This window comes from Flavobacterium erciyesense, from assembly GCF_018069925.1.
Classification (GTDB): Bacteria; Bacteroidota; Bacteroidia; order Flavobacteriales; family Flavobacteriaceae; genus Flavobacterium; species Flavobacterium erciyesense.
Genome location: NZ_JAGPXB010000004.1, coordinates 71,786 through 87,691, shown reverse-complemented (window position 1 = coordinate 87,691; position 15,906 = coordinate 71,786). Strand labels below are relative to the sequence as shown.

Annotated in this window: 6 protein-coding genes; 1 reads left to right on the top strand and 5 read right to left on the bottom strand. The window is 38.2% G+C overall.

Annotated elements, in window-relative coordinates; translation table 11 throughout:
* Nucleotide 1 precedes the first annotated feature (1 nt).
* The 3 genes from KBJ98_RS06110 to KBJ98_RS06100 form a co-directional block, all read right to left on the bottom strand.
* On the bottom strand, nt 2-1,765 hold the full coding sequence (locus tag KBJ98_RS06110; protein ID WP_210788760.1) for a PspC domain-containing protein: 1,764 nt from the start codon (nt 1,763-1,765) through the stop codon (nt 2-4).
* Nucleotides 1,766-1,767: 2 nt separating this feature from the next.
* Nucleotides 1,768-2,100, bottom strand: a complete 333-nt coding sequence (locus tag KBJ98_RS06105) for a PadR family transcriptional regulator (RefSeq protein WP_166136665.1) — start codon at nt 2,098-2,100, stop codon at nt 1,768-1,770.
* A gap of 219 nt (nt 2,101-2,319) precedes the next feature.
* Complete coding sequence (locus KBJ98_RS06100; RefSeq protein ID WP_210788759.1) at nt 2,320-2,775, bottom strand: DUF4870 domain-containing protein; 456 nt, start codon at nt 2,773-2,775, stop codon at nt 2,320-2,322.
* A gap of 286 nt (nt 2,776-3,061) precedes the next feature.
* Here KBJ98_RS06100 and KBJ98_RS06095 point away from each other — a divergent pair, with 286 nt between their 5' ends.
* Nucleotides 3,062-3,514: a DUF4442 domain-containing protein gene (locus KBJ98_RS06095; protein ID WP_210788758.1), complete on the top strand. Its 453-nt coding sequence runs from the start codon at nt 3,062-3,064 to the stop codon at nt 3,512-3,514.
* Between the two features lie 87 nt (nt 3,515-3,601).
* Here KBJ98_RS06095 and KBJ98_RS06090 read toward each other — a convergent pair whose 3' ends face one another.
* A complete protein-coding gene (locus KBJ98_RS06090) occupies nt 3,602-9,265 on the bottom strand; it encodes a choice-of-anchor D domain-containing protein (RefSeq protein WP_210788757.1) in 5,664 nt (1,887 codons plus the stop codon).
* Nucleotides 9,266-9,570: 305 nt separating this feature from the next.
* A complete protein-coding gene (locus KBJ98_RS06085; RefSeq protein ID WP_210788755.1) occupies nt 9,571-15,876 on the bottom strand; it encodes a choice-of-anchor D domain-containing protein in 6,306 nt (2,101 codons plus the stop codon).
* Between the last annotated feature and the right edge of the window lie 30 nt (nt 15,877-15,906).

The window sequence follows — 15,906 nt, the reverse complement described above, 5'->3', positions numbered from 1 at the left end:
ATTAGTTTCTTTTTTCGATTATACCATCTTTATTTATTGTCAATCCTTTTCCAGTTGTTTTTTGATTTCCTTTTTCGGTAACATTAATAACTTCGCCATTTACTCGAACGGTGGTAGTGGTAATGCTATCGTTTTCAGTTTCATTATTTGATACATCGATTGATATGTTTTCGGTATCCACATCATTATATTCATTTTCATCAGTAAGACAATTTAGACATCTTATTTTATTATCTTCTACCTTGTAGATTTCGTTATTTGAATCTGGATTCCATAAGAAGTAATCTCCATCAGTACGATCATAATTTCTCATGGATGCATCTGGTTTTACTAGAGTTCCTTTAGGTAAATATAATGTTATTTCAATTTCCTGATCGCGGTATTTATTTTTTAATTCTGTCAATAAATAGTTATTAAATACCAAGCGATTACCATTAATTGTATAGTTGTATTTAATTGCCTCAGCTCTGTTTTTTGCTTCGGATAACGATTTACCTCTGGCTTCTTTTTCAATTTGGACGTAAGCCACTTTCTCGTTTGTTTTTTCAATACGAATGCTCACTTCTGTTGAGTAAATGATATCTGTACCTGTAGAGTCTTGCGTTACAATAAAGTCATTACGATCGTCTACATTTTTAGCAAAGTAATCATTGTGTTTGAATTGAATGAAAAGCGTATCGTTTGGTTGTAAAGTTAAATTTTCTTTTTTAACCACACGTCCGTCAACTGCAAAGGCACTTGCTTGTTTAATACCTATCGAAATGGCCAGCGAAACTGCAATAATCCACAAGGCTAGTAAGGTATATTTCGCGATAGATCCAATCGATTTCATGTTAGGAGCCAACAATTTAAAACCTAGTAACGATAGGAAAAAGAACGGAATTCCTACTGCAAAAAACATTAATAATCCGAAAGACCAAACAGGATAATCTGTATAATTGCCCGCCTCTATAAAGTTTTGCCAAGGAAAATCAATAAAAGCTCCTGAACCTATTGTAAATATTCCGATAAGTAAAAAGATCAAGGTTGAAACACCAGTCATGATTAAAATAATACCTAAAAACTTAGCAAATATTTTAAAAATAGTCATTACAAATTCGCTAAAAGAGTTCCCTAATTTTCCAGCACCATTTTTAATTTGATTACCATATTTGTCGTAATCTACATTTTTAAATTTACCAGAAACGTTCTCAAATTCTTCACGTACTTTTTTTTCGATGTTCGAAATATTAACCGGTTCTCCGGTCATTTCAAGTTTTTCAGAAGTGGTAACAGCTTCTGGTGTCACAATCCAAAGAATAAGATAAGCCAAAATTCCAGTTCCAAAACCCGCAAAAACCAAAAGTACGAGTACAATTCTAATCCAAACGGCATCAATTCCAAAATAATGACCAAGTCCTGCAGCCACACCACCAATCATACCTTTGTCTCTATCACGGTACAATTTTTTACTTTTACGGTAGTCTCCAGTGTTATAAGTAGCTCCAGTATTTGTTTCGTCCTCAATAACATAGTCTTCCGGTTGACCCATTACAGCAATTACGGCATCTACATCTTTTAAACCAACCACGTGTTTGTCACTCACTTGTTTTTCATTCAACAACTCAGAAATACGCATTTCAATGTCTTTAATAATTTCATCATGTCCTGACGAATTTGATAAAGAGCGTTTAATTGCATCAAAATATCGAGTTAATTTTTGGTATGCATCTTCATCAATATGAAAAAACATTCCGCCTAAGTTAATATTTACTGTTTTGTTCATGACTATTGTTTTTGGTTGGTTATTAAGGTTACGGCATCTGAAAGTTCAGTCCAAGTGCCACTTAGTTCTTTTAAAAATGTGTGTCCTATTTCGGTTAAACCGTAATATTTTCGGGGTGGTCCTGAGGTTGATTCCTCCCAACGATAGTTCAGTAAACCATCGTTTTTCAAGCGGGTCAATAGCGGATAAATGGTTCCTTCTACTACCAGTAATTTTGCGTTTTTCAAAGTGTCTAATATTTCCGATGTGTAGGCATCTTGCTCTTTTAAAACAGATAGGATGCAAAACTCGAGAACACCTTTACGCATCTGTGCTTTTGTGTTTTCAATGTTCATAAGTACTTTTTTTTGATTTTTTGTTGATTAAACGATTCATTTTTTGATTGATGATTGATGATTTATTTTTGATGTTTTTTATCAGGAGCTGTTTCCCGCTTTTCATTACAATCTTTTTTAAGTAACTCGCTGCTTCGCGCTTCGTACTTTAAAAAAGGATTTCCATTGCAATCGGGGCTAGGGGCCAAATCCTTACTTTCTAAAATCCCGTTCTAAAACTTATTTTAAAAACGGAATAGTAATTGGGTATTTGTATTTTTCTCCGCTAGATGCTTTGATAGAAGCGTAGATAATTAAGAAAAACTCCGAAACTTTTAAAACTGCCAGTAAAGCAATACAAACAAATCCTGTTGTTAAGGCTACAATATGATTTTCAAAATTGAAATTCTCAATAGTAAAATGATGATCATGTACCAAAGTACTCAAAGGCATATCTTGAAACACCGAAATGATAAAAGCAGGTACCGCAATTACAAGCAATAGCAACGAGTACAATAACAAACTCAATTGAAAATTAAGTACTTGTTTCCCGTGGTGATCTACAAAAGTCGATTCCTCTTTTTTTGTACTCCACAAAACGATCGGGAAAATATAATTTCCAAACGGAATAAAGTACTGTGTTAAACTACTCAATTGAGTAAATGTGGCAATGTTTTTTTCTGATGATGTTTCCATGTTTTGATTTTTTTTGATGATGATTGAAACTCGGCTTTCGTTTTTAAATTAGGTTACCTAGTAATTTCTTATGCAAATATATCTTCAAAAGACAGTATCTTGTTTCGCATAGTACCGAAAATTAACATAAAATTAACAAAATAAAATACTAGGCACGCATAGTAAATTGTTGTATCTTAGCCAAAAAACCAAGTAATACGCATCTTGCAGCGAATGAGAGTTTACTTTTTAAGGAAAGTAAAATGGCTGCAATATTTTCGATACAAATTTTAAAAAAATAGTTACTATGACTCTAACTGCCTCAAAACTGAATAAATTTTTGTTTTTTAAATTGCCTTCTGCTTTTATATGCGGAGTACGAGTACAAAGCATAAACGAATCTGCTTGTGTGGTATCAGTAAAACACCGTTGGATCAATCAAAATCCATTTAATTCGATGTATTTTGCTGTGCAAGCCATGGCTGCCGAGCTTGCAACGGGTGCTTTAGTCATGTTTCAAATTCAAAAAAGTGGCCGCAAAATATCCATGTTGGTAGCTAATAATAAGGGTAATTTCACCAAAAAAGCAACTGGTCGCATTACTTTTACTTGCCAAGATGGTCATTTAATTGCCAAAGCTATTTCTGAAACAATTGCAACCGGCGAGGGGCAAACCTTCTGGATGAAATCAATTGGCATTGACGAAAAAGGGGTTCAAGTATCCGAAATGGATTTTGAATGGAGCGTGCGCGTAAAATAAAGTAAACCACTATGCTTATTACTAAATCCTCAAAATATAGATTTAGCACAAAGCGAAGTGGTTTCAATAGGTGTTTATTTTTTCCTTTTACGGGATAATAATTTTTTTATTAAGCTGCCCTTTAGTGGTTTTTACGGACACAACATAAACGCCAGGCGTCACCGATTTTATTGGTAAAATTCCCTGCTGTACTCCCTTTTCTTTAGCATCCCATTCTGCTATTATTTGACCCAAGATGGAATACATTTTTACAGTTTCTACACTATTATCTATTGTGGTATTTGTAATTTCAAGCTGACTTTTGCTTCGAGAATGGATCACTATAATTTGATTGTTTTCAATTTCTTGTTCGTTAGTCCCTAAAGTTTTATCGGCGAATGTCAATACAAAACGGTTTTCGATTTTCCCTTGAGGCAAATTAACCGTAAAACTTCCATTTTGAATGTTATGATAGGTATTGTTACTCATGTCATGAATAAACATCATTTGCTGATTATCAAAATTTTCAGTTCCATCAAGTAGAAAAGTCACTGGGCCTTCACGATCTGTTTTTATACCCAAAGGATAACTAGCAGTGGTATCAAAACGTCCTACTCCTTGAATTACTAAAGGATTTGTTCCTTGTAAAAAATACATGTCTGCAGGGAAGTTATCCATTATCATACCATCATAACCAAAATCAAATCCGTCTGTTGCCTTGTCTTCCATGAAAGCCAATAGTAATTGTCTATGGTAGCCACTAGCTGTATTGAGACCCAAGCGCACTCTTTTAAAAGTGTCTATGGGTACACTATCATTGTTGTTATTTGGTGCTGCAGTAGTGTTCTTTGAGTTGTTTTTAGTCTTGAATAATGTAGTTGACACTGCAGCAGTTTCTTTTTGAAAAGCGCGTTGCCCATTATTAAAATTGACAGTTCCGCCGCCGCCATTTTTGCCATAAACAAAAAATCCTTGACCTACTGGAATAAACTGCTTCGGTATTTTATTGCTTAAACCAACGCCAGCAATTAAAGTGGGAACTACTGGTGGCAGACCTCCGGACAAATTAAGCACAGCATAGCCACCCAAGTAATCTTTAAGGTAATGAGAGTTGTTATTTGACGCATGTTCCCATAAGTATAAAGTACCGTTGATTCCTGTATTTTCAAAATTGTCTATTGTAGTTATATTATCCGTTATAAATTGATAAGCATTTAAGGCAGAAGGGTAAGGGTTGCCGGTGAGCAAAAGTTGATTAGCACTTACCGTATTGGTTGTGATAGTTCCGTTGTTGGGTTTGCCCACAAAAGTATAATTTTGTAAAGCGGTGCCTGCTCCTGAACCTTTCAGAGTAAAACCTTGTCCCACGCGTAGCGGACTGTTTTCAGTAATTTTAATCCAATTGGCATAGGCGCTGGCATTGTTTTCAAATTTGTAAAGCCAATAGCGGGTTACACTAAGTGGAGCAGTAGGCGAACTATTTAATCCGTCGATCCAATTAATTTCAACAGGATTTGCGGGGTTGGTTCCATCTTTAAAAACACTTTTTACGCTGTAATCTGTATTGTTAGTCGTGGCATTGATCGGGCTTACAGGAGAACTCCAATAATTGTAATTGTACAAATTGGTTTGGCCTTGTTGGTCACGCTCAATAAATCCGGTACTAGTGGGAGCAAGGTCGCTTTCGGCTGTTTGTACTAATTGCGACATTCCTACTAAATCAATTTTGCCGTTTAGTACCAAGTACCAATCGTTTTGCAATTTTGAGTCGTTGGTTACAGTTACAACTTTACCGGCATCAACAATCATCCCGAGGTCAATTGTATTGGCTGATTCTGTTACATCGTGTCTTACATGCACAATAGACCAGTCTTGGTCCATAATATCTTGACCACGGATTTCTTTGGTTGGACTGTTGGCCGCAATAGAAAAATCGCCATTACGCTCTGTAAGAAAAGGCATTGGAGCTTCTTGCACATTCATGTTTTTAAAATTGAATAATTTAGCGCCTATCAAATCGATACCAACTGTAGTTAAGTCATCAACAACATCATCTTTGTAGGTATCCATTCGGAAATAATGAAGCATGTCAGTAATTCCTAGCAACTCGGATCCACTTGCAATATTTTTCGGAATCACAGTTCCTTGAATTTGTGATCCAACAGATTGAATTTCTTGATAAACCATTCTTTGCAATTGCACATCCGTTAGTGCCTTGCCAAAAACGCGTATCTCATCTATTTTACCTCTGAAGAACTGTGTGTTTAACAAAGGATTTTTACCTACCGTAAAAATGGATAAATCAGGAGCAATACTATCACTAATGGCCAGTACACCAACTACATTTCCGTTCAAAAACAGTTTTAACGAGTTGCCATTAAAAACAGCTCCTACATGATACCATTGTGATGTATTCAAGCTAACGCTTGTTTGAATGCTTTGACCGTTTAGAGTCACTACAAGTTTACGACTTGCATCAATTTTGAGATGAAATTTATCTTGACCTAATAGTATTCCTTCTGCTGAGAAAGAAGGATTAATGTCAATCCAACACATGAGCGTCGCACCACTCAATCCGCCAAGGAGCGAGCTACTTTGAATAAAATCATTTCGACCATCAAAGTTTAAAAATAGTTTGGTGTTGATGTCTCTTGGTGAACCAAAAACAGCGGTATTGGTATCAAATGCATCTAAAATACCATCCTTGTCAATATCTGCACCACCATCAATAATTCCGTTGTTATTAGCATCTAATATTTTATTTGGATATAAAACTGCTGTGTGCGAAATATCGAAAGTAATTCCATTAGATTTTACGTCTAAATAATTAGGAATTCCGTTTCCATTTGTATCTAGTAAAAAGTCTAAAAAGGGTGCAAGTAAACTGCCTTGACCTAAATTTCCGTATTGGTTAATTCCAGTTCCATAATCATAAATATCTAAAATTCCGTCACCAAATCCTTCCGTGGTTCCATCGCCGTTCATGTCTTTGTTTCTAAAAGATTCTGTCTCTAGACCGTCACCCACACCATCTCCGTTGATATCACCGTCTCCATTTTCAAAACCTAAAACCGCATTGACATTGCCAGCACCTGATTCATCTACATCAAATATACTATCGTTGTCGCTGTCTAAATCCAAATAATTTGGTACGCCATCACCATCACTGTCTAAGGTTGGCAATGCTGCTATAGGCTCAGCCAAGTCATGTAAGCCATTGGCGTTGATATCAACCCAAGCGGCATCAATTTTCCCTTTACCGTTGCTTAAGCTACCCAATCCTATTTCAATTACATCTTCTAGTCCATCGTTGTCAGAGTCTAAATCAAACAAATCTGCAACGCTATCGCCATCACGATCGCATAAAGTTTGCGATATTAGAATGTCATCCAAAGCTAAGTCATTACCTCCGCCGCCTGGTGCATTGTTTTTGAACCGAATGGTAAAAGCATTGACATTGCCGAGATTAACACTAGTAGAAAACTGCATCCATTGACCTTGTGTACAAGAATTGTCAAGTACATTGCTGGAACAACGACCGATATCTCCAGTATTAAACGTATTCAATAAATTGTTGGATAGGTCATAAAATTCAACCGTAATATTGGGTAAAATAGAACCAGGATAGGTATTAGCTGCCATGATATTGAGCGCCCAAAAACTATAAGTTATGGGTAAGTTGGATAATATACCGGTTATGGTAGTTTCATAAAAAGTGCCAGGTGTAAAACTCGCATTAAATACGGCCATTCTTCCGTTTGTATCTCCCGGAGTATGATCTTCGCCATTATACCAAGCTAAATCGCCATGAATATTTTCAGGGTCGCTAGCAACTGTACCAGTTATTTTTGAAACTACAGTATACTCACCATCATCTAAAATTTTTGAAGATTGAGACGGGCAAGCAGTTGTATTAGCTCCTACAATACCATCCTCATAGCAATACGTAGTGGTTGCATTGTAAATAGCTGTAAAGTTAGCGGTGCGCCCCCCAGTTCCAAATGTTTCGTTCAAAAATTTATAGTCAACCTTGCTACCGTTTGAACTGTTGCAATTATTTTCTTCTGTAATATCGGTAATGCCGTCGTTATCATCATCAATATCAAAATTGTCAAATACACCATCGCCATCACTATCAAAAAAACTCTGAATACCTATTCCTTGTATCGCAAAATCGAAAGGGTTTTCGTTGCTATCATTGTTGGCGATAGATAAAGTGGCATTTTTTATTCCAAGAGTACTCGGATTAAAACTTATAGAGAATGCGCTTGATGCACCACTTGCGATTATTAAACTAGGCGACGTATTTACACTAAAATCAGCAGCATTGGGCCCGCTAAAACTAATGGCTCCTATGAGTAGTGGTGCGTTTCCGGTATTTGAAATTGTAAACGTTTTTGTGATAATTCCTGTGCTGATTTCCATAGATCCAAAGCTGGTCCAATCGGCTGTTGTAGGAGTGAGGTCACCATCACTTATTGCTACGGAATTACCTGTTATTGAAATTTCGGGTTCAGCAACTGTTGCAGTCACAGCCACTCGGGTGGGTGAAGTACAAGATAAAGTGCTTGTTTCAACATAATAGGTGGTTGTGGTATTGATAAGTGGTGTAATAAAAGTTGGGCCTACACCTAGGGCTAAGCCGCCACTTGGCGCGCTAAACCACGAGATACTGCCTGCGGATGCAGTTGCTGAAAGCGTTACTATACCGGGTCCGATTGTGCTGCCGGCAATTGTGCCGGTAATAGTTGGTACCGCATTCACAGTAATGTTTGCAACATTGTTTAATGATAGAGTTGCACTGCAAATAGTTGGTGACACCCCACTTGAAAGGTTTGTAATGGTTAAAGTGGTAGCTCCCGCATTGTTCAGTGCCGTAGTAGAAAAACTTCCGCTGCCTAGCAGGTTAACTGCCATAGTGGCTGTAAGTCCTGTGGCGGAGTTGGCTCCTGATAAATTATAAGTTACTGTGTAATTACCCGAAGGTAAGTTTAATGCGAGACCGAGTACGGTAATTGTACTGCTTGCTCCTGCACAAATTGGAGCTCCTGCTGTGGTAGAAAGTAATAAATAGGAAGGACAAAGCCATGTTAAAGCTACTTTTCCTGAAGCACCAAAAGCGCCGTTATCATTGTTTTTTCCTCCGCCACCTCCGCCTCCGGGATTGACTCCCGCAGTAGCGCCTCCGGCTGCGGCACCGTTGCCACCATTGCCGCCTCCACTTGGGGCGATTGCTCCAGTTTGTGAGAGCGCGCTTGTGCCTGCAAGTAAGGTTCCTGCTGATGAACCTCCACCGCCACCGTTAGTGCCTCCATTGGCTCCATTTCCGCCCGAAAGGGTAAAGTCACCAATACTGGTTGCACTGCTGCCTCCGGTTGCTCCGGTCGTTCCATTATTAGGAACTGTATTTCCTCCTTTGGCTAAAAGTGTACTGTTGTCAATCACCCATGAATCTCCTCCCGGTGACGTAGCAATGCTGCTTCCAGCTCCTACAGATAAGTTGTAAGTAGTACCATTTGAAACGGCTATGGTTTTGCGGGCATAGGCTCCTCCGCCGCCCCCGCCATAAGTGCTGTTACCTGAGGATTTACTGCCGCCTTTACCGCCGCCGCCCCAGGCTTCTGCCTGTATAGTGGTTACTCCTGATGGGACAGAAAAAGTATGAAGTCCTGCTGTAGTATAGGAATACGTTTGTGCTAAAGCAGTATATTGTAAGGTTACAAAAAGACAAATAGTACTTATAAACGTGAATAGAGGTAGAGTTTTATTCATAATTTAATATGGTTTAATTATTAATTTATGGTATTAAGTTTCTTTCTCTTGTTCTGTCTTTTTTTAGAGAAGTGTTATACTAGATAAAAATACTTGATTTTTTAAAAAAAACGTTTAAAAGTATAAAACAATCGATGAATGACACTTTAATTTACATTAAGTAAGATTAATTGTATTTTTAAGAAATATTCTTATTTCTTTCTTAATGTTGTTAATGGATTGATTTTGAATGTTATAGTAAAATTATAAAAAAAAGAGACTTCTCTTGTGGAGAAGTCTCTTTTTTTAAGTTCGAGAAATTAAAGTTATTTGACAATAATTTTTTGTGTCATGATACCTTTTGAAGTTTTAATTTTTACAATGTAAAACTCAGAGCTATTTTCTGTAATTGGTAACTTATGATAAAATTGCGTTTTATCTTTGATGTCCCAAGTTTTGATACATGATCCTTGAATATTGTATAATTGTACTGTCTCGATAGTGGCATCCTTAACACCGTTTGTGATGTTTAAGGTGTTGTTGTACCTTGTGAATATTGCTTCAATTTTATTATTGGTAGCATTAGGATCCTCAATAACAGTTGCTGCTTTTTTATCTGTAAAGTGCAAAGCAAAACGAGTTTTGTGTTCCCCTTTGGCAACGAGTACTTCAAACGGTCCTTTTTTGATACTGTTGTAGGTATCGGTTTGAGCATCGTAGATAAAGTAGTTTTGATCAGCGTCAAAGTTTTCTAGCTTATCAATTACAAACGATACTTTACCTTCTTCTTCCATTTTTACAGCAATAGGATAGGAGGCTTCTTTATTAAAGTAGCCTTCACCTTGAATGCTCAACATTTGATCTTTGTTCAATAAATACATATCACTTGGTGATCCATCAATATTTGGTGCATCATAACCAGGATTAATTTCGCTGTCGGCTCTTTCATCCATAAATGCTAAAAGCACTTGACGATGGAAATTATTACTTAATAAATTAAAGCCGATGTGGATTTTTTTATTTGAACTAGGCTCTATTTTTGTACTGCTGTTATCTGTCCAATGGTCTTTTACAGGAACTTTACTTGATGTTGTGCGATACATTGTTTGTGATTGTGCCTCACCTTCTTTAATAAATTCTCTTTGACTGTTATTGAATTTTAAGTTGGTACTAGCACCACTTGCATTACCAATGACAAAGAAACCTTGCCCTACAGGAATAAATTGATTCGGCGCTGCTTTATTTGTTGCTCCAAATCCAGAAATAGTTGTTAATCCCATAGAACTTGGTTCAGTTCCACCTGAGAAATTACGTACTCCATAACCTCCTTGATATTGTTTTAAAAAGTGGGAGCTGTTATCTGTGTAATGTTCCCAGAAATACAAGCTTCCTGTAATTACATCGTTGCTTCCGCCCAAATTATCAGTAATAAATTTATCTGCATCCAAGGCTGATGGGTACGGATTTCCTACTAATAACAACTGATTTTTATTTACTGTATTAATAATCTCTCCGTTGTTTGGTTTACCAACAAAAACTAGGTTTTGTGTCCCAGTTACTGCACCACTTCCTTTTAGTGTAAACCCTTGTCCAGCACGAAGGTTGCCTTTTTCACCAATTTTACTCCAGTTTGCGTAAGCATTTGCTTGGTTATCAAATTTATTAATCCAATACCTTGATAAAGTTTTAGGAGTTGTACTCGGATTTGCGTTTAATGCATCAGTCCACTTTAGTATACCGGGTGCGGAAGCAGTAGTACCATCGCGAAGTACGCTCTCCACTGTATAAGCGTTATTGTTACTTGTTGTATTCGATATTCCAACAGGCGATCCCCAATAATTGTAATTGTATAAGTTAGCTTGTCCTTGTTGGTCTCTTTCTAAAGTACCACTACTCAAAATATCCAAATCACTACCCGTTTTTTGTACCAATTGTGAACGACCCACTAAGTCAATTTTTCCATCCAAACGTAGGTAGTTCGTAACTTCTATTTTAGAGTCACTTGAAGCGCTCAATGTGTTACTATTAACGAATAATCCTAACACTGTTTTATTAGCATTTGATGTTACATCGTGGGCGGTACGTACAATATTCCAATCAATAGGAGTGTTATTATCAATTATTGATGTGCTGTAAGGTCTATCTTGTACCGCACTGTTTGTCCATGTGGCAGGAGTTTCCCAATTTCCATTTGCAGCCGATTCGTAAGGCAATGGAGCCGTTTGATAATCGACAGTATTTAAATTTTTAATCGCTGCTGTAAAATTATTATTTGAAATGTCCTTCGCATTCGTGTACGTGTACGTAGACATTGGATAATAGGCACTTAAGCTTGACCACGGAATCGCGCTAATTTCGTTCAAAGTAATATTGTTCGGGATAATTACGCCATTTGTGAAAGTCCCGTTTCGTAGGATTTCTTGGTTCATGCTGTAACGCAATTGGTTTACTGTTAAAGCAGTACTCCACACGCGAACTTCATCAATATTTCCATCAAAGAACCTGTTTGGTGAAGCTCCATTAGCAGCTCCAATCAAGAACGACTGTGTATTCGCAAGTACAGCAGGGGCTGTTACACTTGTATTAGCTACACCATCAATGTACATGGTCGCTATTGTGCCATTATAAATTACCGCTACATGGTGCCAAATGTTAGTTGGTATTGGAACTGAACTTGTTAACGTGTGTGTACTTCCATTAAACCAAGACATTTCAGCATGGCCTGTACTGTTGATGCTAAGGTCATAACCTTCTGTAAAAGCAGCATTTCTTTTGGATAAAATAGTTTTGTTATTCGATGCCTTTTTAACCCAAGCCGAAACTGTAAAGTTTGTTGGTAAGTTCAATACATTGCCAGCATCCATATAATCATTTACGCCATCAAAGTCTACTGATCGAACAAATGTTCGTTCTGGTGCATATCCAAAGGTGATGTATTTGGTACCGTTGAAATCGTATAAAGCTTCCAGATTAGAACCATTCATATTCATGATGCGGTATTCGGCTGTTGGGCTAAAGATTGGGCTGTCAGAAATGAACATCAAGAAGTCTCCTGGAGGGGTGATTGTTGCTGTTAGCATTACCGAAGGTATAGATACTTTTACTGTTCCAATAATTCCATTTTCAATAACTTTCCAGGTACGTCCTACCGCAACAAAGTCAACATCAGTATTTAAGGCTGGAGTAATTCCGGAACTCATGTTTACCACAATAGGGGCTTGTGCTGCCAAGGTATTGTTATTGTGTCCCCACATCAAGAATGTTCTATCAGCACCAAAAGTGTTGGTGTTAGCAGAGTTTGTTGCAAAAATATCTCCCAGACCAATGGTAATATCACTGGCAGTGTTTTCTGATTTGGATTGCTTTTGATTTAATTGTGAATTATCGTCGCGTCCAATACCAGCAATGTTATAATTGTATCCTTGGTTGGCGCCGTAAATGGTTGTACCAGCTGAATTCACATACGGTAAACTAGTTCCATTTGTTCCTAAAGTAATACCATATTTTATAGCTAAGTAACTTTCGATACGGCTTTTGTTTGAGTCACTGTTTCTAGAATCGTAGTTAATGACCTCAAGAATTGCACCGTTAAAACTTGCGTCAAAGAATTCGCTTCGACCCAACCAATAGCGAGTATTTACCATATCAATATAAGTGCCTGTAGCAACTGATGTAGTTGATAAGATATTACCATTATTGAGAATTTCCATCGGAGGTGTTCCCGAAACAGTTTTTCTAGGGTTAAACATATTAACACCAGTGTATGATTTAGTAGTACTGATTTCAGCTACTCCAAATACTGTATTGGCTGCTTGGTTGTATGCTACTACTTCGTCATCGTATCTTGCTGAAGAGGCACCCATTTGAAAACCAGTAACATCTTGACTAGCTTGGTTCGTACCAACATCGTCACCACTGTAGATATCTTGAGCGCTAGTACCACGATTAAAGGTAACGGTTGGTTTAACAACTATGTAAAAGTCAGAGTTGTTAAATCCTTGACTGCCTGACATCCAGTTGTTCCCATTAAATTGAACTACTGGATTAAAGTTTACATTAAATCCTGCTGCATCACGAAAACGCGGTTCTTTGGTAAAACGAGCTACAGCGTTTTTAGTACTGGCCGTAGTTTGGTCTGTCCAGTTTGATAGTAGTGTATTATCACTGATAGCACCAATATTACTATTGGCTTTAAGCCAAAATTTGAGGTTGCCAGTCACCCCACCTGGCGCAACTATTTGCGCAGTAGGAGTTTGTACTTCTGCTCTTATTGCAAAGGTATAAGTTCCTTCATTGGGATCATTACTTACAACAGTCAGAGTTGCTGTTTTTATACCTAAAGTTGAATTAGGTGTAAAAGTTACTACAAAACTTGCAATTTGTCCAGGGTCTAAGGTACCGGATATTGAAGGAACACTAAATTGGCTTGCATTCGTACCCGAAATAGTTATTGAGCTTATTGTTAATGTATTATTACCTTGACTATAAATTTGAAATGGTAATTTTATTTGTGTGGTGGTGTTAGTAGTTCCAAAGTCAGTTTGATCTGCTACATTTGGGGTAGTATCACCATTAGTAATTGAAATTTCATTTCCTTGAATGTCTATTTCTATGCCTGTTACCGTAGCGTTCGCTTTGATTGCGAAGTCGTATATTCCTTCATCTGAGTCACTATTCTCTATTGTAACAAGTGCGACAAAAGTACCAGCTATTAATGGCGTAAAAGTAATCGTAAAATTAGCACTTCCACCAGCGGGAATAGAAGTACCAGGTGGCGGTGAAGACACAGTAAATGTAGCGCTTCCTGAAAGACTCACCAAAGGTGTTCCAGTCAACAATAAAGGTCCTGTTCCCGTATTTTGTATAGTAAATACTCGTGATTGTGGAGTTCCTACTAAGGTTGATGCAAAGTCGGTGAAGTTTGTCGCCACCGGTCCTGATGCACCATCTAGAATATTATTGCCATTACCTCTTAAATTTATCTCAGGTGCTACGCCTGTTCCTCCAGTACCAGCAATATCAAAGTTAAAAGGGTTTTCATCAGCATCATTGGTTGAAAAAGAAACTGAGGCAACTCGATTTCCTGAAATTGTAGGTGTAAATGTGATATTAAATGTTGTGCTTCCTCCGGGAGCCACGACAGCTGCAGGGACAGTAGTTACAACAAATTCACTCGCATTTAGTCCGCTTATGTTTATTGTTCCGACCGTCAAATTTATTGTGCCCGTGTTCTGAATAGTGTACGTTTTAGTCGAGGCAACTGTTAAGTTAATAGTGCCAAAATTAGTGTTATCTGTCACAATCGGTGTAGTGTCCTCATCAGGTATGTTAAAGCCATTTCCAGATACTGCAATTTCTGGTAAATCTATGGTAGCAATGACTGGTACTCTAGGTGCAGAAATACAGCCAGCATTTACAGCTTCCACATAGTACGTTGTAGTAGTTAAAAGGACTGGTGTAGTGTAGGAGGTATTAGTTTCTAAAATTGCGCCTCCTGTAGGGTTGGCGTACCAACGCACATTACCGATTGATGCTGTTGCGCCTAAAGTTACGGAACCTATTCCTACTCTTGATGCAGGAGTTGTAGTTGCTATTACAGGTTGCTGATTAACAACAATTGTAGCTGAGAAATTTACTGATGAAGAACAGATGCTAGGAGCAGTACCACTCGATATTGTGCTTACCGTAATTGTTGTACTACCTGCATTGTTTAGTGCTGGTGTAGTAAAGCTAGCGGTTCCTGCCGCTACTGTTACATTTGCAGTATAAGTTCCTGCATTTGGAGCACTTATTGTGTAGGATATAGTGTAGTTTCCGTTCGGTAATTGTGCCACTGTGCTGTTTAATGTAACTGTAGCCGAGGTCCCAGTACACAATGGTGTAGGAGTTGTTATACTAGCGAGGTTGTAGGTTGGGCAGGTCCATGATACAATAACACGACCATTACCTCCTGCGCCCCCCGTATTTCCATTACCAAAAGCACCACCACCACCACCACCGGGAATCGATCCCGCCTGACCGTTGCCATTAGTAACACGACCGTCACCGCCACTACCACCTGGGTTGTTGCCAGTACCACCTACGTTATCGTTACCATTTGCGCCATTATTAGCGTTTCCTGCGGCTGCACCACCACCACCTGAAAAATTTCCTAGCAAAAGGATAGAGCCTCTAGCGGCTCCATTTCCACCGCTAAACTTAGTAGCAGGATTTCCAATACTCGCAGCTGCAGAACCTCCAGTTGCACCATCAGTGCTATTGTTTGCCGCAGAATCTCCGCCCTTAGCCATGACGGTAGTGGCGCTACCAAACCAAGAATCTTCACCAGCCGCGATAGTGGTGCTACCCAGTCCAACCATTATTGTGTAGGGAGAAGCTGCAGCCGAAACTGAAACAGTTCCTTTAGCATAGGCTCCACCACCACCACCGCCACCACGGCCAGCCGATGTTCTTGTCGCACCACGTCCTCCAGCTCCCCATGCTTCAACAGTTACGTTTGTAACTCCTGCAGGTACAGTGAAAATGCCATCTGCATCATATTGTATTGGGATCTGTGCAAATCCCTCTGCAACAACCAATAATAATGCTATCAGGTAGTAATTTTTTTTGAAAGAAGGTAAAGTTTTCATCATAGTTTCAAAAATAGGTATGTGTCAAATCTA

Coding starts and splice junctions, on each gene's coding strand:
- KBJ98_RS06110 (WP_210788760.1), bottom strand. CDS start 1,765: ATGAACAAAACAGTAAATATTAACTTAGGCGGAATGTTTTTTCATATT.
- KBJ98_RS06105 (WP_166136665.1), bottom strand. CDS start 2,100: ATGAACATTGAAAACACAAAAGCACAGATGCGTAAAGGTGTTCTCGAG.
- KBJ98_RS06100 (WP_210788759.1), bottom strand. CDS start 2,775: ATGGAAACATCATCAGAAAAAAACATTGCCACATTTACTCAATTGAGT.
- KBJ98_RS06095 (WP_210788758.1), top strand. CDS start 3,062: ATGACTCTAACTGCCTCAAAACTGAATAAATTTTTGTTTTTTAAATTG.
- KBJ98_RS06090 (WP_210788757.1), bottom strand. CDS start 9,265: ATGAATAAAACTCTACCTCTATTCACGTTTATAAGTACTATTTGTCTT.
- KBJ98_RS06085 (WP_210788755.1), bottom strand. CDS start 15,876: ATGATGAAAACTTTACCTTCTTTCAAAAAAAATTACTACCTGATAGCA.